Origin of the sequence: Pseudomonas parafulva (assembly GCF_000800255.1) — a bacterium.
Taxonomy (GTDB): Bacteria; Pseudomonadota; Gammaproteobacteria; order Pseudomonadales; family Pseudomonadaceae; genus Aquipseudomonas; species Aquipseudomonas boreofloridensis.
In genome coordinates this window covers 709315-730050 of sequence record NZ_CP009747.1, presented here as the reverse complement: position 1 = coordinate 730050, position 20736 = coordinate 709315, and the positions used below count along the sequence as shown (strand labels likewise).

Below are 20736 nucleotides of genomic sequence, written 5' to 3'. Positions count from 1 at the left end.
TTCAGAACTTTTCAGTCAGAGCCTAGCCCTTGCCCGCCAGCGACGGGGCACGGCGCTCGCCCAGGCGACTGAGCCACACCGACGCCAGGATCACCGCGCCGCCGATGAACAAGCGCCCCAGCGGTTCGTGCTGGTTCCAGATCAGCAGGTTCAGCAACAGCCCCACCGGCACGTGCAGATTGTTCATCACCGCCAGAGTACCGCCGGAGACCAGGCAGGCGCCCTTGTTCCACCAGTACAGCCCCAGCGCCGTGGGGCACAGGCCGAGGAACAGCAACACCAGCCATTGCACGTCGGTGCTCGGCAGGCGCTGGGTATTGCCGAACGCCAGGAACGCCGGCAGCACCACCATCAGCGCGCCGAGGTAGAAATAGCCGAAGCGCCGGTAGTGCGGCAGATCGCTCGGGTGCCGGGCGATCAGGTGACGGTACAGCACCTGGCCAGCGGCATAGGTGAAGTTGGCCAGTTGCAGCAGCAGGAAGCCGCCGAAGAACTCGCCGCTGATGCGGTCGAAGCGGATCACCGCCGCACCGGCCACGGCCACCAGCGCCGCGAGCAGTGCCCAGGCGTTGAAGCGACGGTTCAAGGCGTCTTCGATCAGGGTCACGTGCAGCGGCGTGAGGATGGTGAACAGCAGCACCTCCGGCACGCTCAGCACGCGGAAACTCAGGTACAGGCAGACGTAGGTGATGCCGTATTGCAGTGCGCCGATCAGCAGCATCGAACGCAGAAAACGCGGCTCGACCTGGCGCCAGCGGGTCAGTGGCAGGAACACAAGACCCGCCAGCAGCACGCGCGCCAGCACGGCGAAGTAGCTGTCGACATGCCCGGCCAGGTACTCGCCGATCAGGCTGAAGGAAAACGCCTGGATCAGCGCGACGATAATCAGGTAGCCCATGGTTGCCTCTCGTGAATCAAGGCGGCGACCTTAGCCGTTAGTGTCCGTGCGGGCAACCGTCGCGCAGGGCCGCAGCGCATAGGAATCTAGCGCTTGCGCATAGGCGCCCATATGCAAATGATTCTCGATAGCGAGCTACAATGCCGTCCGTCGCGCGCCCGTTCGGGGTGCGTCTTGCAGGCACGGGGAGCAGAGATGACGAGGGGATGGCTGGGGGGCGTGTTCGGCGGGCTGGTGGCCGCAGGCGGAGCGATGCCGACGAGCGCGCTCGAACGGGTGATGCTGGAAGACACCGTGGTGGTCAGCGACAAACTGGAGCAGTCGCGCGAGCGCCTGCCGGCCAGCCTCTCGGTGATCGACGCGACGACGCTGCAGAGCACGCCGGTGCAGTCGCTCGAACAACTGGTGCGGCGCACACCCGGCTTCACCTTCCAGCCGTTCGGCCAGTCCGGCACCCAGTTGCCGGTGGTGCGCGGCCTCACCTCGAACGCCACGGCCTTTTCCAACTCGCTGCTGATGCTGGTGGACGGCGTACCGGTGTTGCGCGGGCAAGGCTTCGACAACGACCTGGTCGGCGTCGAGCGCGTGGAGATCCTGCGCGGACCGCAGTCGGCGCTGTACGGACGCAACGCCGAAGCCGGGGTGCTCAGCGTATTCACCCGCCAGCCGGACGCCGCCGACTACGCGCGGCTGGACACCACCCTGGGCAGCCGCGACAAGCGCACCGTCAGCGCCGACCTGAGCACGGCGCTGATCGAGGGCACGCTGTACGGCGGCCTGGCTGGCCAGTGGACGCGCCAGGACGGCTACCTGGACGACGATTTCGCCGGCGGCAAGGCCGACGACCGCGAGCGCCAGAGCGGGCGTCTGACCCTGCGCTGGACGCCGGATGAATTCACCGACGCGACCCTGCGCTACAGCGCCCTGAAATACCGTGACGAGGCCTCGCAGTGGGGCAGCCGCCAGGGTCGCGACCGGGCGGTGAATGCCGGGCTGGCGGGACGCAACCACTCCAGCGGCGACACCTGGTCGCTGGACCTGCGCCGCGCCCTGTCCGACACGGTCGAGCTGCGTTCGATCACCGCGCGCAGCGTGTTCGACGACCGTCTGCGCCAGGACACCGACTTCCAGCCCCGCGACCTCATGCACCTGGCCCGCGACTACCACTTCGAGACCCTCAGCCAGGAACTGCGCCTGAGCGGCGAGCAGGGCCAAAGCCGCTGGTTGCTGGGGCTGTATGCCGACCGCGAGGATCACAGCCTGGACTACGAGCAGAAACTGCCAATGGCGCTGACCCGCACCCAGGCCGACCTGGGCGGCAACACCGCCGCCGTCTTCGGACAGTGGCTGCAGCCGCTGTCCGAGGCGTGGTCGCTGACCTTGGGTGGGCGCTACGAATACGCCCGCGCCTGGATCGATCCAGCCAGTAACCGCAACCAGTCGGACAGCTGGCAACACTTCACGCCCAAGGTCGCGCTGCAATACGCCCTGAGCGAGGACGCCCAGGTGTACCTGAGCTACACCCAGGGCATGCGCGCCGGCGGCTTCAACGCCTTCGCCAGCAACGCCGGCAACCCCGCCTACGACCCGGAGCGGGTGAACAGCTATGAAATCGGCGTCAAAGGCCTGAGCGTCGATCAGCGCCTGCGCTACTCGGCAGCGCTGTACCACATGCAGGTGCGCGACATGCAGGTGCAGCAGTTGGTGCAACAGGGGCTGGTGTACATCACCAACGCGGCGTCGGCCACCTCCACCGGGCTGGACCTGGACCTGGAATACCTGCTTGGCGAGCGCTGGACGCTGACCGCCGCGCTGGGCCTGAACCGCACGCGCTTCGAGCGTTTCAGCGAGGGGCTCAACGACTACAAGGACCATCGCAACCCCTTCGCCCCGGACCTCACCGGCCACCTGGGCCTGCGCTACGACGCCGATGACGGCTGGTACGTGCAAGGTGGCCTGAGCGCCGTGGGCAAGATCTACCTGGATGCAGCCAATCGCTACCAGCGGCCCGGTTACGGGCTGGTAGACGTGAGCGGTGGGTATCGGTTTGGCCAGTACACAGTCAGCGCCTATGTCGACAACCTGATGGACAAGCGCTATGACGCGCAGGGCCTGCTCAACGGCGCGGTGACCGTCTACAGCCCGCCGCGCGAAGTGGGCGTGAGGCTCAGCTTCGAGTTGTAGAGCCCCGGACTCCCCCCGCACCGCGCCCACAAAAGCCTGAGCTGCGCCCCAAAAGTGGACCGGTGTCCAACATTTGGGGCGCAGCTCAAATCTCGGTGGGAGCGGCCTTGTGTCGCGATTGGACCGCACAGCGCTCCCGGCCAGGGCGGCGGCAAAGCTGAATAGCTCGGGCCGCTGCCCGCCGATCCCTCAGCGCTTCTTGCCGAAAATCGACTTTGGCGAGCGCCCGAAATAGCGCGTGAACGCTACGGTGAAATTGTTCGGGTACTTGTACCCCACCTGCCACGCCGCCTGCGCCACCTGCTGCCCGGCTTCCAGCAGGGTCATGGCCTTGCGCATGCGCAGCTCCAGCAGCATACGCGCCGGGGTGGTATCGAACAGGTAGCGGAAGCCTTCCTTGAGCTTGTGCTCGTTCATGCCAACCGCCGTGGCCAGGTAATCCACGGTCAGCGGCTTGTCCAGTTGCTCGCACAGCAGGTTGCGTGCGCGCTCGATGCGCTGGATGTCACAGGTGCTCATCGCCGACGTGCTGCTCTGCTGCGGTGCCAGTAGGTTGAACTGCTCGGCCAGCAGGCTGAGGGTGTGGATGTGCAGGTCCAGGCGATGGGCCGGGTCCAGCCCGCCCGGTTGCAGGTAGCGCACCAGTGCGGCGGCATGGGCCTGGGCGGCCTGGGAGCTGCGGCGAAAATCCAGGCGATGCAGGCGACCGCTGCCCAGCACCTCGGTCGCCCGCGCCTCGCCGACGTACTTGCACAACGTGGCATGGTCGATCACCACGCGCAGCTGCGAAGCGGTCTCGTTGGCCTGGTAGCGCCGCTCGCCCGGCGTGGCCCGAAAGGCGGTGATGGTGGTGTGCCCGGCTTCGAAGGCCAGGGTGCTGCCGTCCTGGCCGATGAAGCCGGATTTTCCCTGCAAGCCCACGGTGACCACCATCACATGGCCGTCGTGCGGACCACAGGTCTCTTCTACCAGCGTGCGCGTGGGGTGGTAGTGCAGTCGGCCCAGGGACAGCCCCTGCTCCAGTTGCAGCAGGTCGGTGTGGCACTGCCCGTAGGTCTCGTCCAGTTGCAGGCGCAGACGCCCATCGCTGCTCACCGAACGGTGGCGGGGTTGATCCAGGCCCAGGCGGGAAACGGCATTGGTCGTGTTCATCAAGACATCCCTGAGGGTCGGCGGCCATCGCGCCGCATAGAAACGGCTCCGGCTCGCATACTTTACGTGAATGATTCTCATTTAATATATACCACCCTTTTCGCCGATTCGGCCATGCCCCGTTTCGTTTCAGACCCGTGACCTGCCCAAAGGCGCGGGTCAGCCCACGACAGGACGTTAACGTGACCCGACACGCCCCCCGCCCGCACCCGGCGCCCCTGGACCTCACCACCGCCCATCCGCTGCAGCCCAGTTGGGACCTGCAACTGGGTGGCCTGGGCGCCGATGCCCTGCACCTGGCCCTGGAGCACGGCCTGTTCGACCACCTGCAACAGTTCAAGCCCGCCACCCAGTTGGCACAGCACCTGGACTGGCACGCTGACAGCACCGGCTATTTCCTCGAACTGCTGTGGAGCCAAGGCCTGCTTGAGCGCGATACCCAGCACCCAGCGCACTACCGCAACCGCCCGCTGGCCGACCGTCACCTGCGCAGCGACGGCGCCAGCTACTGCGGCGATGCGCTGATGTTCCGTCATCGCGTGCTGCGCGAGACCGGCGCGCAACTCGACGACTACCTGCGCAATGGCCTGCCCCGGCGCACGCCGACCAGCGTCCAGCTCGACCAGGCCTGGGCCAATGCCGCCCGCCTGCAGATCGCCCAGGAGCAGCGCGCGGTCACCTGCGACAGCGCCTGCGCGTTGCTGGCCAGCCTGCCGGAATACCCGCGCCTGCGCCGCTTGCTCGACCTCGGCGGCGGCCCCGGCCTGGTGGCCATCGCCCTGGCCCGGCAGTTGCCGGCGCTCAGCGGCACCGTGTTCGAGTACCCGCAAACGGCCGCGGTGGCCGCACACAACATCGACGCAGCGGGCCTCAGCGCTCGCCTGCATGCGCAGGGCGGCGACCTCGACAGCGACGACATCGGCTGCGGCTACGACCTGATCTGGTGTTCCTCGGTGCTGCACTTCGTCCGCGACCTGCCGGCCACCTTACAGCGCCTGCACGCCGCCCTGGTCCCCGGCGGGCTGCTGGTGTGCTGCCAGGCCGAAGTGCCCCAGGCCCGCGCGGCCGCCGCGCAGGTGCTGCCGTACTACCTGCACATGCGCCTGCAGGGCCGCCACGTGCTGGCCGAAGGCGAACTGGCGGGCCAGCTCCGGGACAACGGTTGGTGCGGCGTGGAGCAGATCGACGGGGTCCGCTACCCGGTCACGCCGGTCACCGCCGTGATCGCCCGCAAGGCCAAGGAGTGATGCCATGACCCGCGCCCGCCTCACTGCGCTGCAACTGCTGTTCGGCTGGCTCAACCTAGCCCTGGCGGTGCCGAGCATCTACCTGATGTTCGGCCTGCCACTGGTGATGCGCCAATACGGCTGGAGCGGCACCGAGATCGGGCTGTTCCAACTGGCCGGGCTGCCGGCGGTGTTCAAGTTCCTGCTGGCGGTGCCGGTACAGCGCGTGCGCCTGAGCCGTGCCCCCCTGCAACGCTGGCTGCTGGTGCTGAGCGTGGCGCTGATCGGGCTGTACGCGCTGATCGCCCGCGACAACCTCATCGACCAGCGCCTGGCACTGTTCGCCATGACGTTCGCCATCAGCCTCATCGCCACCTGGATGGACATCCCGCTCAATGCCCTGGCCGTGCACTGGCTGCCGCGCCGCGAGCAGGTGCGCGCCGGCAGCATTCGCGCTGCCGCGCTGTTCGTCGGTGCCATCGTCGGCGGCGGCGCGATGCTGCTGGTGCAGGCGCGCCTGGGCTGGCAGGCGCCTTTCGCGATCATGGGCACGGCGCTGGGGCTCGGCGTGCTGGTGCTGCTATGGGTCGGACGACGCTTGCCCAGCGCGCCCGCGCAGCCCTCCGCGGCGCCCGGGGTGATGGCCGACTGGGCGAGTTTCTTCAGCCAACCGGCCGCGCGCCAGTGGACCTGGCTGCTGCTCAGCGCATTTCCGTTCATCGGCGCGGCCTGGCTGTACCTCAAGCCACTGCTGCTCGACCAAGGCCTGGCCCTGGAACAGGTAGCCTGGGTGGTCGGCATCGCCGGTGGCGCCCTCGGTGCGCTGGCCAGCCTGCTCGGCGGTCGGCTGATCGGCGTGCTGGGCACCGCGCGGGCCATCGTCCTGTACCTGTCGAGCGCCCTGCTCGCCCTGCTGGTGCTGGGCCTGGCGGTATGGCTGCGGCTGGGTACGGCGTGGCTGATCGCCGGCGCACTGCTGCTGGCCGTGGGCATGGGCGCCGTGTCGGCCTTGATGTTCGGCCTGACCCTGTTCTTCAGCCGCCAGCAGCGCAGCGCCAGCGACTACGGCCTGCAATCGAGCCTGTTCGTCATCACCCGCCTGGCAGCGCCGGTGCTCGCCGGCCTGCTGCTCGACCGCCTGGGCTACGGCGGCCTGCTCGCCAGCCTGTGCGGCGGATTGCTGCTGGCCCTGCTGCTGGCTTGGCGGGTGCGCCACAGCATCGCCCGCAGCACCGACGCCTTGCTGCACACCCCCGATGACGCCGCCCCCGGTGTCACCGCCATCGCTCTGGAGGGCAAACCATGAAGCCACACCGCTACGGCATCTGCCTGATCAGCCGCGACCCCGCGCTGCGGGCCGATGTCAGCGCCGTGCTCGACCGGCTCAACCACTGGTTGGGCCATGAGACCCCGTTGGCCAGCCAGCATTGGCCGGACGCGCACCTGGACAGCCTGTACCGCCAGGTGGCGGGCCAGGCCGAGGCGTACCTGCGCCAGCAAGCCGGCGAAGGCGCCCTGGCGCTGGAACTGCTGGCCTTCGACGACCTCGCCCAGGCCCACGCCGCGCTGCCCTCGGCCTGCCCATGCGATCACGTGCTGCTCGACACCCGCCATCTGTCCCAGCAACCCGCACATGACCCACTGCACGCGCTGCTCGACGCTCAACCCCAGGCCCGGCGCTCGCCCAGCAGCGCCGTGCTGTTGTGCGACCCGCAGCACCTGCAGCACTGGCTCGAACGGCTGGGCGGCAACCGCCTGCTGCGCGTGCCCCACCCCGACCCGGCGCTGCGCCGCGCCGACCTGCTGCGCCTGTTCGTCGACCACCTGGAACACGCCTACTGCAACCGCCTGCTGGCCCGCACCACACTGCAGACCAGCGAGCCGGTGGCGCTGGCCCGCGACATCCAGCAGCGCATGACCCAACGCTGGGGCCAGGCCTGGGACTGCCATTTCTTCACCGGCTCCATGGTCGCCGGCTTTCTAGACTCGCTCGGCGAGCTGCTGCGGCCCACCGCCTGCGGTTTCCACAGCGCCTGCAACGAGCACGCCCTGGCGGTCAGCGCCCTGGCCGGCTGGCAGTTGTACCAGCGCGCCTATGTGATCGTGATGACCTCGGGGATGCTCGACGAGATGCGCGGCACCCTGGCCAATCTCAAGCGCGCCGGTGCGCCGGGCCTGGTGATCTGCGCCGACTCGCCCGAATCGGTGTGGTTCGCCTTCCAGGGCAGCCTGGACGCGGACAACGACGGCCACCAGGTGATCGCCGCCCGTGGCCTGTGGCAGCGCTTCATACGCCGTCCCGACGAAGCCCCGGCCTGTGTCGAACAGGCCTTCGAGGCCCTGGCGCAGCGCCCGGCACCGACCTTTCTGTTCGCCACTCAAGCGGTGCTGGAGTCGCGCGCGGCGGTGGAGCAGCCCGCGCCACCCGCGCCCATCGAGCCCGCCGCCCATGGCCTGAGCGCGCAGCAGCAGGCCAGCCTCGAACAACTGCTGGAGGTGCTCAACCACGCCCCTTCGCGCGTGCTCTGGCAATGTGGCCGGCTCGACGCCCGCGAGCGCCAGCGCGTGGTCGAGCTGGCCCGGCGCAGCGGCATCGCCCTGGCCGACAGCCTCGTCGCCCCCGGCAGCGTGTGCGCCTACCAGGACCAGGAACCGGTGGCCAACTACCTCGGTCCGCTGTCGATGTACGGCTTCAGCCGCCGTGTGCATGCCTTTCTGGAACAGCCCGAGGACACGCCGGACAAGCCCTGGCTGGTGTTCGTCAAAAGCAAGATCGACCAGTCGGCCACGCCCTACTCCGAAGGCCGTCTGCAACGCCTGTTCCACATCGTGCAGATCAACCGCCAAGCCGAGCACATCGCACCGTTCTGCGAGTTGCCGGTCACCCTCGGCCTGGACACCGTGCTCGACTACCTCGAACCGCGCCTGGCCGTCCCGCCGACGCTGCTCAAGGCGCGCCGCGAACGCTTGCAGCGCCTGCAACGCACCCGCGAAGTGCTGCCCAGCGATCAGATCGAAACCCTGCCGATGACGCCCAACTTCTTCTTTCACCGCCTCGGCCAACTGCTCGGCGAGATGATCGAGCGCGACGGCTACCGCTATACCGGCGTCTTCGACGTCGGCCGCTGCAGCCTCTCGGCGCTGCGCAACCTGCCGCGTACCGACGCCGGTTTTTCCGGCTGGTACGGCCGGGCACTGATGGGCGATGCGCTGGTGTCGCTGCCGTACATCGCCCGCAACGACGGCCGGCATGTGCTGGCCTTCATCGGCGACGGCGCCCGCGCGCTGGTGCCGGACATCGAGCAGCGCCTGGCCATGAGCCTGGCCAGCGCCGCCGATGGCGCCCAGCGCAACGTCACGGTGATGTACCTGGCCAACGGTGTGCTGTCGATGATCCAGACCTACCTGGACAAGCGCTACGCCTGCCACGGCGCCAGCCAGGTCAACGTGCCCCTGGCCGACGGACCGCTGTGGCAGGAGCGCGCCTTCGGCCCGATCAGCATCTGCCGCGCACGCCTGCTGCACTTCTGCCCCGACACCCTGCGCCAGGCGCTGAGCGCGCCGGGACGCCTCAACTTCTTCGACGTCTGGCTCGGCCACAACTCCGAGGGCGATGGCTTGAGCCTGGTCTCGGAAACGGCCTGGAGCCGCCTGAACATGGAAAACTGCTGATGAAATTCGGATTCATTGCCCACCCCACCTCCACCGGCCTGCTGCATCAGGTCAAGCTGGTCGACCTGCTCGACCGCACCTTGGAAGAACAGGCCTGGGGCTACCAGCGCGAACGCTGGCAGCGCCGCAACCTGGTGCCGTTCATCGACTTCGGCCGCATCGTCAGCGCCTGTGGCGCCGAGTGCTCGGGGATGCTGCAGTTCATGCCGCTGACCGCCGAGCAGATGCTGCGCCAGCCACGGGCCATTGCCGAGCGTGTACTCCAGGGCGTGGCCGCGCTCAAGGCCGAAGGCGCCGAGCTGGTGGGCCTGGGCGGCTTCACCGCGATCGTCGGCAACCGTGGCGTGGCCACCCTGGAGCAGGCTGACGTGGCCGTGACCACCGGCAACTCGCTGACCGCCTTCGCCGCCTATGCCAACCTGATGGACAGCCTCAGGTTGCTGGGCATCGCCGCCCAGGACGCCGAAGTGGCCGTGCTCGGCTATCCCGGCTCCATCGCCCTGGCGGTGGCGCGCTTGCTGGTCGAACAGGGCTGCCGCTTGCGCCTGGTGCACCGGGGCAATGCCCAGCAAGCCCAGGCGCACCTGGAATACCTGCCCAGCCAGTACCACGCCCAGGTCAGCCTGCACGACAACCTCGAAGACTGTTACGCCCAGGTGCGCTTCTACGTCGCCGCCACCTCCAGCGGCGGCCTGATCGACCCGCGTCGCTTGCTGCCGGGCTCGGTGGTGCTGGACGCCGCATTGCCCAAGGACGTGATGGCGGTGGACCACCAGCGCCGCGACATCCTGCTGGTGGACGCCGGCCTGGTCTCGGCCAGCCCCGCCGTGCACCTGGGCCTGCGCAGCCTGGGCCTGGAGCCCAAGCGCAGCCTCAATGGCTGCCTGGCCGAAACCATGATCCTGGCCCTGGAAGGCCGCGCCGAACCGTTCTCCCTGGGCCGCGAGCTGCCGGTGGACAAGGTGCTGGAGATCGGCCGCATCGCCGAGCGCCACGGTTTCAGCCCCTCGCCGATGACCTGCGAAGGCGAGGTGCTCGGCAGCGAGGCGTTCGACCGCCTGCACCGCCACCACCACCCGCGTCGCACCTTGCAAGCCCGCGATGCGCACGAGGAACCGCTGGCCCTGCGCCGCGAAGTGCTGAACAGCTTCGCCGATCACATCAACCCGGTGCTGCGCGAGTTCTACCAGTTCAACCATATCGAGCGGGTGTTCAGCCATGGCGAGGGCTGCTGGCTCACCGACCTGGACGGGCGACGTTTCCTGGATTTCGTCGCCGGCTACGGCTGCCTCAACACCGGGCATAACCACCCGGCCATCAGCCAGGCCCTGCAAGGCTACCTGCAGGCGCAGTTCCCCACCTTCATCCAGTACCTGTCCGCGCCGCTGCATGCCAGCCTGTTGGCCAAGCGCCTCGCGGCCCTGGCGCCGGGCGAGCTGAATCGGGTGTTCTTCAGCAACTCCGGCACCGAAGCGGTGGAGGCCGCGCTCAAGCTGGCGCTGGCGGCCAGCGACAAACGCTGCGTGCTGTACTGCGACAACGGCTACCACGGCAAGACCCTCGGCGCGCTGTCGGTGACCGGCCGGGCCAAGCACCGTACGCCGTTCGAGCCGCTGCTGCCGCGCTGTGAAAGCCTGCCGTTCGGCGACCTCCAGGCGCTGCGCACACGCCTGGAACGCGGCGATGTGGCCGCCTTCATCGTCGAGCCAATCCAGGGCGAAGGCGGCGTGATCCTGCCCCCGCCGGGCTACCTGGCCGGGGTCCGCGCGCTGTGCGACGAATTCGACTGCCTGTGGATCCTCGACGAGATCCAGACCGGCCTGGGCCGTACCGGCAAGCTGTTCGCCTGCCAGTGGGACGACACCGCGCCGGACATCCTGGTGCTGTCCAAGTCGCTGTCCGGCGGGCTGGTGCCGATTGGCGCCACGCTGTCGCGCGAGGCGGTGTGGCAGCGGGCCTACGGCGACATCGACCGCTTCGCCCTGCACACCTCGACCTTCGGCGGCGGCAACTTCGCCGCCGCCGCCGCCCTGGCCGCGCTGGACGTGCTGGAGCAGGACGACCTGACCGCCAATGCCGCCGAGATCGGCGCGCACCTGCAGGCCGGCTTGCAGCACTTAGTCGAGCGCTATCCGTTCCTGGTGGCGGTGCGTGGCCGCGGGCTGATGCTGGCCATCGAGTTCCAGCAGGATCTGCAGGGCGGCGTGCAGGCGTTGGTCAAGGAACTGGCCGGGCGCATCCCCGGCCAGGCCATGGCCACCTACCGCATGCTCTCCGGCGCTGCCCGCGCGCATCTCGAAGCGGCCGCCGAGGCGGTGGAGCAGAGCCTGGAGGACATGTTCGTGCTGCGCTTCATGACCAAGCTGTCCCAGGAGCACGGCGTGCTCACCTTCGTCACCGCCAACAACAACCGGGTGATGCGCATCCAGCCCCCGCTGGTGCTCAGCCGCGAGGAGGCCGACCACTTCCTCGCCGCGTTCGCCGCCGTGTGCGAGGACTTGGCGACGTTCCAGTCGTAAGGCCTTGGGTGAGGCATTCGGGGCTGCGCAGCAGCCCCCAACACGACCCAGCAGCACCGCCCACCGAACCCCATAGTTTTCCCGCGCTTTGCCATACGAATCGGCCCCACCAACGGATTGAATCGACGGTCGCCGCAATTGAAAATGGTTCCAGTTCGTATCTACTGAATGGAAGAAAGCGATATGACCCTACCGCCTCTGGTCGAGCCCGCTGCCGAGCTCAGCCGCGAAGAAGTGAACCGCTACAGCCGCCACCTGCTGATTCCCGACATCGGCGTCATCGGCCAGCGTCGTCTGAAGAACGCCAAGGTGCTGGTCATCGGTGCCGGCGGCCTGGGCTCGCCGACCCTGCTCTACCTCGCCGCGGCCGGCATCGGCACATTGGGCGTGATCGACTTCGACCGGGTCGATGTGTCCAACCTGCAACGCCAGGTGATCCACACCGTCGACAACCTGGGCGAGCTCAAGGTGGAAAGCGCACGCCAGGCCATCGCCCGCCTCAACCCACTGGTGAAGGTGCGCACCCACACCGAGCGCCTGGAAGCGGACATGGCCGTGGAGCTGTTCAGCGGCTACGACCTGATCCTCGACGGCACCGACAACTTCGCCACCCGCTACCTGGTCAACGACGCCTGCATCCTGGCCGACAAGCCCTACGTCTGGGGCTCGATCTTCCGCTTCGAAGGCCAGGCCTCGGTGTTCTGGGAAAACGCACCCGACGGTCGCGGCCTCAACTACCGCGACCTGTACCCCGAGCCGCCACCGCCGGAACTGGCCCCCTCGTGCGCCGAAGGCGGCGTGCTCGGCGTGCTCTGCGCGGCCATCGCCTCGATCATGGCCACCGAGGCGATCAAGCTGCTGACCGGCATCGGCGAGCCGCTGCTGGGCCGCCTGATGGTCTACGACGCGCTGCAGATGAGCTATCGCCAACTGCCCCTGCGGCGCCTGCCGCAACGCCAGGCGGTCACCGCCCTGGGCGACTACCAGGCGCTGTGCGGCCTGAACCGGCCGGCGGCCAGCGACGCGCCGCGGGTGCCGGCGATCAGCGCGGTGCAGCTCAAGTCGCTGCAGGACGCCGGGCGCGCGCCGGTGATCATCGATGTCCGCGAGCCGACCGAATGGGACATCGTGCGCATCGACGGCGCCGTGCTCATGCCCAAGTCCGAGCAGGTGGCGGCGCAGATCGTCGAGCGCTACGGCCACGACACCGACCTGGTGATCACCTGCAAGTCAGGCATGCGCTCGCGCGCGGTGGCCGGCGACCTGCAACGCCTGGGCCACGGCAAGGTGCGCGACCTGGAAGGCGGCGTGCTGGCCTGGGTGCGTGACGTCGAGCCGGCCCTGCCGAGCTATTGAGGACAGCCACATGGTTCTGCGCATCAGCGCCCAGGCGCTGGCCGAGGTTCAGCGCCTGGCCCGCGCCGCGCATCCGATCGAAGCCTGCGGCCTGATCGCCGCCGCCAGTGGCCAGGCCTTGGCCCGGCGCGTGGTCCCGCTGCGCAACCAGGCGGCCAGCCCGACCTGGTTCAGCTTCGATCCGCGCGAGCAACTGCAGGTCTGGCGCGAGCTGGACCAGCGCGACGAGGACTGCCGGGTGATCTACCACTCGCACACCGCCAGCGAAGCCTGGCCCAGCCGCGAGGACATCGCCCATGCCAGCGACGGCCAGGTGCATTACCTGATCGTCTCGACCTGGGCCGAGGCCCGGCATGCGGCGCGCAGCTTTCGCATCATCGACGGGCGGGTGTTCGAGGAACCGCTGTCCGTCCAGCCATGAACCGGTCGCCACGGCGGCCCCACACGCAAAGAAGGAGATTCGCATGTCGGTTTCAGTGATGGTTCCCACCCTGCTGCGCCCGCTCACCGAAGGGCAGAAACAGGTTCAGGCCGAGGGCGACACGGTGCGCCACATCATCGAGCACCTGGACAGCCGCTTCCCCGGCCTCAAGGCGCGGCTGGTCAACGATGACCAGGTGCACCGCTTCGTCAACATCTACGTCAACGATGACGACATCCGCTTCGCCGACGGGCTGGCCACGGCGACCCGTCCGGGCGATCAGCTGACCGTACTGCCGGCCGTCGCTGGCGGCTGAAGCGCCCTCCAGCCCTTCGCGGGTACGCCCGCGAAGCCTGCTCGCCCGTCCCCTGTCCGCGAGATCCGCCCATGCCCCGTATCCTCGATGACGCCAGCCTGCGCTGGCGCAGCGGCCCCTCCCTGCCTGCCTGGCAGGGCCTGAGCCGCGCCCTGCAGCAGCACGGCGAGTGCCTTGGCCTGCGTTCGCTCGACGGCCTGGCCGAAGGGCCGGCACTGCAGCTGCTGCACCCCGATCTGCAACCGCTGCACACGCACTTGGCGATGCCCACTGCACTGCCCTTGGAGCTGACCAGCGAGTTCACCCTGCAGGCCGCCTGCGGCCTGATGTCGGTGCATGGTCGCGCCAGTGGCCGAGCGCAGGCACTGGGGGTGAACTACCTGGCCAGCCTGAACGCAGCGCTGGCCTGGCAGGCCACGCTGGCCGCCGCCGTCGGCCAACTGCGCGGCGGCCGTTTCCATAGCGTCACCCTGGACCCTGCGCGCGGTGCGCTGTTGAGCATCGGCCAGTACCTGGCGGGCGCCACCGCGCCGGAGGACGCCGAGCGATTGCTGCCCGGCCAGGACGATGCCTTCGCCCGGCCGCCGTTCGTGTCGCTGGAGGGCGCGGCCTTCGAACTGGAAACCCTCGACAGCCAACCGTGGCGGCACTTCTGGCGCGCGCTCGGTATCAGCGACAGCCTTGCAGGCAAAGCCTGGCAGCACTTTCTGCTGCGCTATGCCAGGGCCGTGGCAGCGATGCCCGCCGAATGCTTGGACGCACTGGCCGCCCTGCCGTTGGCGCGGATCCAGGCCCAGGCGCAGGCCAGCGGTGTGGCGCTGGTGCCCCTGCGCAGCCCGGCGCAGCGCCAGGCCGACGCCGACTACCGTGCCAGCCTGTCCAGCCCCTGGCGCCTGACGCCCGGGCCGCAAGCGCTGGCACGGTCCACCACCGTGCCCGGCGCGCTGCCGTTACAGGGCATTCGCGTGCTGGAGTCGTGCCGGCGCATCCAAGGCCCGCTGGCCGGCCACCTGCTGGCGCTGCTCGGCGCCGAGGTCATTCGCCTGGAGCCGCCGGGCGGGGATCCGCTACGCAATATGCCGCCGTGCGCCGACGGCTGCTCGGTGCGCTTCGATGCGCTCAATCACTTGAAGTCGGTGCGCGAGGTGGACATCAAGTCCGCCGCCGGCCGCGCCGAAATCGACGCGCTGTGCGCCGAGGCCGACGTGTTCCTGCACAACTGGGCGCCGGGCAAGGCCGCCGAGCTGGGCCTGGACGCCGCCGACCTGCACGCGCGGCACCCGTCGCTGGTGCATGCCTATGCCGGCGGCTGGGGCGACGCCGCCGTGCAGGCGCCGGGCACCGACTTCACCGTACAGGCCTGGTCTGGCGTGGCCGAGCGCATCGCCCGCGCCAGTGGCACGCGCGGCGGCACCTTGTTCACCGCACTCGATGTGCTGGGCGGGGTGATCAGCGCCCAAGGCGTCTGCGCCGCCCTGCTCGACCGCTGCCTGCACGCACGCGGCAGCCAGGTGCAGAGCACCCTGCTCGGCGCCGCCGACCTGCTGCTGGCCAGCGACAGCGCCAACCCGCCGAGCCTGCTGCAAGGCGTGTTCGAGACCGGCCACGGCCTGCTGGCGGTGGACTGCCAGACCCGCGCCCAGCGACACGCCCTCGACCAGTTGCTCGGCGCCCCCTGCGAGGCCCAGGACCTGCCACGACGCCTGGCCAGCGCCGATGCCGAACACTGGCAACGACGCTGCCAACAGGCCGGGATTCCCGCCAGCCGCGTGCATCAAGACCTGGCCGCGTTGGCCAACGACCCACGCCTGGCCGACTGCTTCGGCCAGCGCACCTACCGATCCGTTCAATCACCGTGGAGTTTCACATGAACACCGCCGGCATCATTGACCTGGTACCCCAGAACGCCCGTCGTCGTTGGCGCGAAGACGGCAGCTACCCGAACCGCGATGTGTTCGACCTGTTCCGCGAGCGCGCCGGCGAGACGCCGGACAAACCCGCGGTGCTGTCGCCGGAGGGCCACGTCAGCTACGCCGAACTGCTCGGCGCGGCCCTGCGCCTGGCCGGCAGTCTGCGCCAGTCGGGAATCGTCGCGGGCGATGTGGTGGCCTATCAGTTGAGCAACAGTTGGCGCTGCTGCGCCATCGACCTGGCGGTGGCCGCGCTGGGCGCCATCGTCGCGCCCTTCCCGCCGGGGCGCGGCAAGCTGGACATCCAGGCCTTGGTGCGCCGCTGCGATGCGCGGGCGGTGATCGTGCCGGCGCAGTACGCCGACATCGACCTGTGCGAGGTGATCGAGTCGCTGCGCCCGACCCTGTTGTCGCTGCGCTTTCTGATCGTCGACGGCGCGCCACGCGCGGGCTGGTCGACCCTCGACGCGCTGTTCGAGCACACGCCCATCGACAGCACCAGCCTGCCTCGGGTGTGCCCGGATTCGCCGGTGCGCCTGCTGGTGTCCTCGGGCACCGAGTCGGAGCCGAAACTGGTGGCCTACTCGCACAACGCGCTGATCGGCGGACGCGGCCGCTTCCTGCAACGCATCAGCGACGACGGCGCCGAGTTCCGGGGCCTGTACCTGGTGCCGCTGGGCTCTTCGTTCGGCTCCACGGCGACCTTCGGCGTGCTCAGCTGGTTGGGCGGCTCGCTGGTGGTGCTGCCGCGCTTCGAGGTGAGCGAGGCGATCAAGGCCATCGAACGCCTGCGCCCGAGCTTCATCCTCGGCGTGCCGACCATGCTCCAGCGCATCGCCGCCGACCCGGCCCTGGCCGAGATCGACAGGTCCAGCCTGCGCGGGCTGATCTGCGGCGGTTCGGTGATCGACGAGGCCACCGTGCTGCGCTGCACCGAGGCCTTCGGCTGCGGCTTCATCAGCCTCTACGGCTCGGCCGACGGGGTGAACTGCCACAACACCCTGGACGACCCGCTGGAGGTGGTGCTGGGCAGCGTCGGCAAACCCAATCCGGCGGTGTGCGAGATCCGCATCGTCGATGACCTGGGCCGCGAGGTGCCGCCTGGCAGCGTCGGCGAAATCACCGCGCGCGGGCCACTGAGCCCCATGCAGTACGTCAACGCGCCGGAACTGGACGAGCGCTACCGCGACGCCGAGGGCTGGGTACGCACCGGAGATTTGGGCTTCATCGATCCGGCGGGCTACCTGAAACTGGCCGGGCGCAAGAAAGACATCATCATTCGCGGCGGCGCCAACATCAGCCCGGTGCAGATCGAAGGGCTGGCCATGGCGCACCCGGACGTGGTCAGCGTCGCCTGCGTGCCGGTGCCCGACCCGGACCTGGGCCAGCGCGTGTGCCTGTGCGTGACCCTGCGCGAAGGCGCGCAGCGCTTCGCCTTGCAGGACATCACCGGGTTCCTGCGCGAACAGGGCCTGGAGGTGAACAAGCTGCCGGAGTACCTGCGCTTCTACCGCCACCTGCCGCTGACGCCGGCCGGCAAGGTCGACAAACGCGCCCTGGCCGCCGACGCTGCCGGCCTGGCCGAGCCCGTGCGGCAGGTGGGCTGAGCCATGACCTGCGAGAATGTCTCCCACCTGGCGCAGCGGGTGCGCCACTTCGTCGAGCAGCAGGTGCTGCCGCGCGAGGCCGAGCTGGGCCGCTGCGATGCGGCGGCGGCGCGGTTGACGGCCCAGTTGCAGGCTCAGGCCAAGGCCGAGGGCGTGTTCGGCAATTTCTATCCCGTGGCCGACGGCGGCCGGGTCGCCAGCCTGGTGGACTACCTGACCGTGGCCGCCGAGGAAGGACGCAGCGAATTCGCCCCGGCGCTGCTGGGCTGCGACGCCACGCTGGACTGCCACATGCTCGCCCGCCACGCCAACCCGAGCCTGCGCGAGCGCTTCTACCTGCCGCTGGTGCGCGGCGAACAAGTGCCCTGCTATGCGATGTCCGAGCCAGACAGCATCGGCTCGATCCCGGCCACGCTCAACAGCCGGGCGCACTGGCAAGGCGACCACTGGCAACTGACGGCGCGCAAGTGGTTCATCTGCCGCGCCGAGCGCGCCGACTTCGCCACTGTGATCGCCCGCACCGACGACGGTCCGTTGCCGTCGGCGCTGTCGATGCTGGTGGTGCCCTGCGACAGTCCAGGGTTTCGCTTCGTCCGGCCGCTGGCACTGCTCGGTCGCCAGCAGGGTCAGGGCGAGGTGCACCTGGAAGCGGTGCGGGTGCAGCCCGACCAGGTGCTGGGCGCACCGGGCCAGGGCCTGGCGCTGATGCAGCAGCGCCTGGGGTTGGGCCGCCTGCTGCGCGCGGCGCACTGGCTGGGCCTGGCCCAGCGCTGCTTCGACGCGCTGTGCGCACGGGTACACTCGCCGCGCGGCGCCCAGGCACGGCTGGCCGACAAGCAACTGGTGCGCGCCCGGGTGTACCGCAGCTTTCGTGAAATCGCCAGCGCACGCGGCCTGCTGCAGGATGCGGCGGCCAAGTTCGACCGTGGCCAGGCCAACGCCATCGAGGTCAACCTGGCCAAGCTGGCGGCCAGCGAAGCGCTGTCGCTGGCGGTGGACTCGGCGATCCAGGTGACGGGCGCCGAGGGCCTGAGCGAGCTGTCGCCGCTGTCGGGCATCTATCGCGGCGCGCGCACCACGCACATCCTCGACGGCACCGACGATGCACTGATCAGCACCCTGGGCCGCGATCTGCTGGAGGCCACGCAACCCGGTGTGGCCTTCGATGCCTTGGCGCCCTCCGTGCACCTGCACGGCAAGGGGGCGCCATGAACCGGCACGTGCCGCTGGCGGCCCTGCTCACCTGCGCCATGGGCCTGCCGATGATGGTGTTCTATGCCCTCGGCGTGCTCGGCCCGCAACTGATCGCCGACCTGGGCATCGACCGCCAGCAACTGGGCTGGCTGACCACCAGCGCCTTCGGCCTGGCCGCGCTGCTGTCGCCTTGGGCCGGGGCGCTGGTGCAGCGCATCGGCTCGCGCAACGGGCTGCGCGCGCTGTTCGTGCTGGTGGCGTTGTCGTTCAGCCTGGTGCTGGTGCTGCCGGGCTTCGTCGGCCTGGTGGTGGCGCTGCTGTTCTGCGGCGCGGCGCAGGCCTTGGCCAACCCGGCCACCAACCAGGCCATCGCCCAGACCGCCGATGCGCCACGGGCCAGCCTGGTCGGTATCAAGCAGGCCGGGGTGCAGGCGTCGGCGCTGCTGGCAGGCATTGCCTTGCCGGCGCTCAGCGAAGCGCTGGGCTGGCGCCTGGCGCTGGCCTGCTGGGCACCGCTGGCGCTGCTGCTGGCGCTGGGGGTGGCCCGGCAGATCGCCGCACCGGCCACACCGGCCAAGACCGCGCTGCGCGTGCAGCGGCCCAACGGCTGGCTGCTGCGGCTGATGGCGATCCAGGGCTGCGCGGGGCTGTGCCTGTCAGCGTTCATCACCTTCTTTGGCGTGTATGCGAGCAGTCTTGGCGTCGCCCCGGCCACTATCGGGCTGATGATCAGCGGCTTCGGCATCACCGGCATCCTCTCGCGCCTGCTGTTGACCCCGTTGGGCGCGGCGCTGCGCGATGAAACCGCGCTGCTCGGCGGGTTGTTCCTGTTCGCCCTGGTCACCGTGCTGCTGTTGCAGCAGGCGGCGCCGGGTCGGCTCTGGCCGCTGTGGGGCGCCGTGCTGGGCATGGGGCTGAGTCTGGTGGCAAGCAATGCGGTGGCGATGAGCATGCTGCTGCGCGAGCCGCGCTTCGGTGGCGTGGCCGGCAGCGCCGGGCTGCTGTCGCTGGGCTTCTTCGGCGGCATCGCACTCGGACCGCCGCTGTTCGCCGCGCTGCTGCGCCAGCCCGGTGGTTTCACGGCAGGCTGGACACTGCTGATGGCAGCGCTGTGCGTGGGCGCCGGACTGTGCCGCAGCCTGTACCGGGCGCGGCGCACGCAGGAGGGCTGCAGCGATGCCGGAACAGCGTAAGCGTCAGGCGATCATCGAGGCTTTGCTGGCGCCGCTGGGGCGGGTCTCGCAGCAGTGCGACGGGCAGTTCCCGCTGTATCGCCTGGCCCCGGACACGCCGTGGAAGCTGTCGCGGCGTGGCTCCTGGCTGGGCGGTTTCTGGGCTGCCCTGTGGTGGCGCCGCGCCGGGCTCAGCGGGCAGGCCACTGACCTGGCCGAAGCCCAGGCCTGGAGCGAACGTTTGCACGGGCAACTGGCCGAACCCAGCCTCAACCGCAGCTTCGTGTTCTGGTACGGCGCCGGCCTGGCCGCCCGCTACCCGGAAGGCGCACAGGCGCGGCAATTGGCCGAGCGCGCCGCCGCTGCCCTGGCCGCCGACTTCGATCCTGGCTTGGGCGGTTGGTGGCTGGGCACCGGCCTGGGCGCAGGCGAGCCAGGGGCGGCCACCCTCGACGTCGATGCCCTGGCCCCGACCCTGGCGCTGCTGCACAGCAGCCCCGTGGCGAGCCACGCAGACCTGGCGCGCCGGCATCTACAACGCTGCCTGCACAGCCTGGCCGAGCCGTCAGGCGCCTGGGCCGCCCAGGCCGTGCGCCACGCCGACGGGCACTGGCAGCGCAGCGCGCCCGGACACTGGGCGCGCGGTCAGGCCTGGGCAATGCTGGGCCTGGCCGAGGCCGTGGGTCGGTACGGCGGCGAATACGCCGAGGCCGCCGCGCGGGCGTGCGAATACTGGACCCAGCGCTGGGGCGCCCAGGCCGCCGCCGGGCGCCTGCGCGCCAACGAGGCGGACCCCTGCGCCATCGCCATCGCCTCGCTGGCGCTGCTGCGCCTGTGGCAATGCCTGCCAGGGCGCAATGCCTGGTGCGAACTGGCCTGTCGGCAGATCGGCGGGTTGCTGTCGCCCGAGGTCAAGCGCGGCCGCTTCGTGGGCCACAGTTACCGCATCGGCCCACAGCAGACCCACTTGGTGGAGACGCCCTGCGCGACGTTCTTCCTGATCGAGGCACTGCGGGCCCAGGGCCAGGTGCTGGCGGGCGACGGCGGCGTGGCCGGTTGGTAGGTGCGCGCGGCGATTCAGTAAGCGCTATAAAAAAAGCCCGGCCATG

The 20736-nt window shown here is 69.6% G+C and carries 15 protein-coding genes; 13 read left to right on the top strand and 2 right to left on the bottom strand.

Annotated elements, in window-relative coordinates:
• Positions 1-22: 22 nt before the first annotated feature.
• The gene (locus tag NJ69_RS03240; RefSeq protein WP_039576182.1) at positions 23-898 is read right to left on the bottom strand and encodes a carboxylate/amino acid/amine transporter; all 876 of its coding nucleotides are present in this window, start codon (positions 896-898) and stop codon (positions 23-25) included.
• A 195-nt stretch (positions 899-1093) separates the two neighbouring features.
• Here NJ69_RS03240 and NJ69_RS03235 point away from each other — a divergent pair, with 195 nt between their 5' ends.
• Complete coding sequence (locus NJ69_RS03235; protein ID WP_052191975.1) at positions 1094-3082, top strand: TonB-dependent receptor; 1989 nt, start codon at positions 1094-1096, stop codon at positions 3080-3082.
• A 189-nt stretch (positions 3083-3271) separates the two neighbouring features.
• Here the strand turns inward: NJ69_RS03235 and NJ69_RS03230 are convergent, their stop codons facing one another.
• A complete protein-coding gene (locus NJ69_RS03230; RefSeq protein ID WP_052191974.1) occupies positions 3272-4234 on the bottom strand; it encodes a helix-turn-helix domain-containing protein in 963 nt (320 codons plus the stop codon).
• A gap of 182 nt (positions 4235-4416) precedes the next feature.
• Between NJ69_RS03230 and NJ69_RS03225 the strand changes: the two genes are divergently transcribed.
• From NJ69_RS03225 to NJ69_RS03170, 12 genes are all read left to right on the top strand, one after another.
• Positions 4417-5481 (top strand): methyltransferase domain-containing protein, encoded by a 1065-nt coding sequence (locus NJ69_RS03225; RefSeq protein ID WP_080754707.1) that lies wholly within the window; start codon positions 4417-4419, stop codon positions 5479-5481.
• Positions 5482-5485: 4 nt separating this feature from the next.
• A complete protein-coding gene (locus NJ69_RS03220) occupies positions 5486-6766 on the top strand; it encodes an MFS transporter (RefSeq protein WP_039576181.1) in 1281 nt (426 codons plus the stop codon).
• Positions 6763-9132 carry a thiamine pyrophosphate-binding protein gene (locus NJ69_RS03215; protein ID WP_039576179.1) on the top strand — a complete coding sequence of 790 codons (2370 nt, stop codon included), beginning with the start codon at positions 6763-6765 and terminating at the stop codon, positions 9130-9132. The genes NJ69_RS03220 and NJ69_RS03215 overlap by 4 nt, the downstream gene beginning before the upstream one ends.
• Positions 9132-11651 (top strand): aminotransferase class III-fold pyridoxal phosphate-dependent enzyme, encoded by a 2520-nt coding sequence (locus NJ69_RS03210; RefSeq protein ID WP_039576177.1) that lies wholly within the window; start codon positions 9132-9134, stop codon positions 11649-11651. The genes NJ69_RS03215 and NJ69_RS03210 overlap by 1 nt, the downstream gene beginning before the upstream one ends.
• Before the next feature lie 183 nt (positions 11652-11834).
• Positions 11835-13007, top strand: coding sequence for a molybdopterin-synthase adenylyltransferase MoeB (gene moeB, locus NJ69_RS03205; protein ID WP_029613679.1), 1173 nt, complete (start codon positions 11835-11837; stop codon positions 13005-13007).
• 10 nt (positions 13008-13017) lie between these two features.
• A complete protein-coding gene (locus NJ69_RS03200) occupies positions 13018-13428 on the top strand; it encodes a Mov34/MPN/PAD-1 family protein (RefSeq protein WP_039576175.1) in 411 nt (136 codons plus the stop codon).
• Between the two features lie 43 nt (positions 13429-13471).
• Positions 13472-13744: a MoaD/ThiS family protein gene (locus tag NJ69_RS03195; RefSeq protein ID WP_029613680.1), complete on the top strand. Its 273-nt coding sequence runs from the start codon at positions 13472-13474 to the stop codon at positions 13742-13744.
• A gap of 71 nt (positions 13745-13815) precedes the next feature.
• Complete coding sequence (locus NJ69_RS03190) at positions 13816-15615, top strand: CoA transferase (RefSeq protein ID WP_039576173.1); 1800 nt, start codon at positions 13816-13818, stop codon at positions 15613-15615.
• Positions 15612-17261, top strand: a complete 1650-nt coding sequence (locus tag NJ69_RS03185; protein ID WP_039576171.1) for a class I adenylate-forming enzyme family protein — start codon at positions 15612-15614, stop codon at positions 17259-17261. The genes NJ69_RS03190 and NJ69_RS03185 overlap by 4 nt, the downstream gene beginning before the upstream one ends.
• A 3-nt stretch (positions 17262-17264) precedes the next feature.
• On the top strand, positions 17265-18473 hold the full coding sequence (locus NJ69_RS03180) for an acyl-CoA dehydrogenase family protein (RefSeq protein WP_039576170.1): 1209 nt from the start codon (positions 17265-17267) through the stop codon (positions 18471-18473).
• A complete protein-coding gene (locus NJ69_RS03175; protein ID WP_039576168.1) occupies positions 18470-19648 on the top strand; it encodes an MFS transporter in 1179 nt (392 codons plus the stop codon). Before NJ69_RS03180 ends, NJ69_RS03175 begins: the two co-directional genes overlap by 4 nt.
• Positions 19632-20690, top strand: coding sequence for a hypothetical protein (locus NJ69_RS03170; RefSeq protein WP_039576166.1), 1059 nt, complete (start codon positions 19632-19634; stop codon positions 20688-20690). The genes NJ69_RS03175 and NJ69_RS03170 overlap by 17 nt, the downstream gene beginning before the upstream one ends.
• Positions 20691-20736: the final 46 nt, after the last annotated feature.

Bases quoted from the DNA above. Each gene is read 5' to 3' on its own strand.
- NJ69_RS03175 (WP_039576168.1), top strand. From the start codon at position 18,470: ATGAACCGGCACGTGCCGCTGGCGGCCCTGCTCACCTGCGCCATGGGC.
- NJ69_RS03220 (WP_039576181.1), top strand. From the start codon at position 5,486: ATGACCCGCGCCCGCCTCACTGCGCTGCAACTGCTGTTCGGCTGGCTC.
- NJ69_RS03210 (WP_039576177.1), top strand. From the start codon at position 9,132: ATGAAATTCGGATTCATTGCCCACCCCACCTCCACCGGCCTGCTGCAT.
- NJ69_RS03235 (WP_052191975.1), top strand. From the start codon at position 1,094: ATGACGAGGGGATGGCTGGGGGGCGTGTTCGGCGGGCTGGTGGCCGCA.
- NJ69_RS03170 (WP_039576166.1), top strand. From the start codon at position 19,632: ATGCCGGAACAGCGTAAGCGTCAGGCGATCATCGAGGCTTTGCTGGCG.
- NJ69_RS03230 (WP_052191974.1), bottom strand. From the start codon at position 4,234: ATGAACACGACCAATGCCGTTTCCCGCCTGGGCCTGGATCAACCCCGC.
- NJ69_RS03200 (WP_039576175.1), top strand. From the start codon at position 13,018: ATGGTTCTGCGCATCAGCGCCCAGGCGCTGGCCGAGGTTCAGCGCCTG.
- NJ69_RS03180 (WP_039576170.1), top strand. From the start codon at position 17,265: ATGACCTGCGAGAATGTCTCCCACCTGGCGCAGCGGGTGCGCCACTTC.
- NJ69_RS03240 (WP_039576182.1), bottom strand. From the start codon at position 898: ATGGGCTACCTGATTATCGTCGCGCTGATCCAGGCGTTTTCCTTCAGC.
- NJ69_RS03195 (WP_029613680.1), top strand. From the start codon at position 13,472: ATGTCGGTTTCAGTGATGGTTCCCACCCTGCTGCGCCCGCTCACCGAA.
- NJ69_RS03215 (WP_039576179.1), top strand. From the start codon at position 6,763: ATGAAGCCACACCGCTACGGCATCTGCCTGATCAGCCGCGACCCCGCG.
- moeB (WP_029613679.1), top strand. From the start codon at position 11,835: ATGACCCTACCGCCTCTGGTCGAGCCCGCTGCCGAGCTCAGCCGCGAA.
- NJ69_RS03185 (WP_039576171.1), top strand. From the start codon at position 15,612: ATGAACACCGCCGGCATCATTGACCTGGTACCCCAGAACGCCCGTCGT.
- NJ69_RS03190 (WP_039576173.1), top strand. From the start codon at position 13,816: ATGCCCCGTATCCTCGATGACGCCAGCCTGCGCTGGCGCAGCGGCCCC.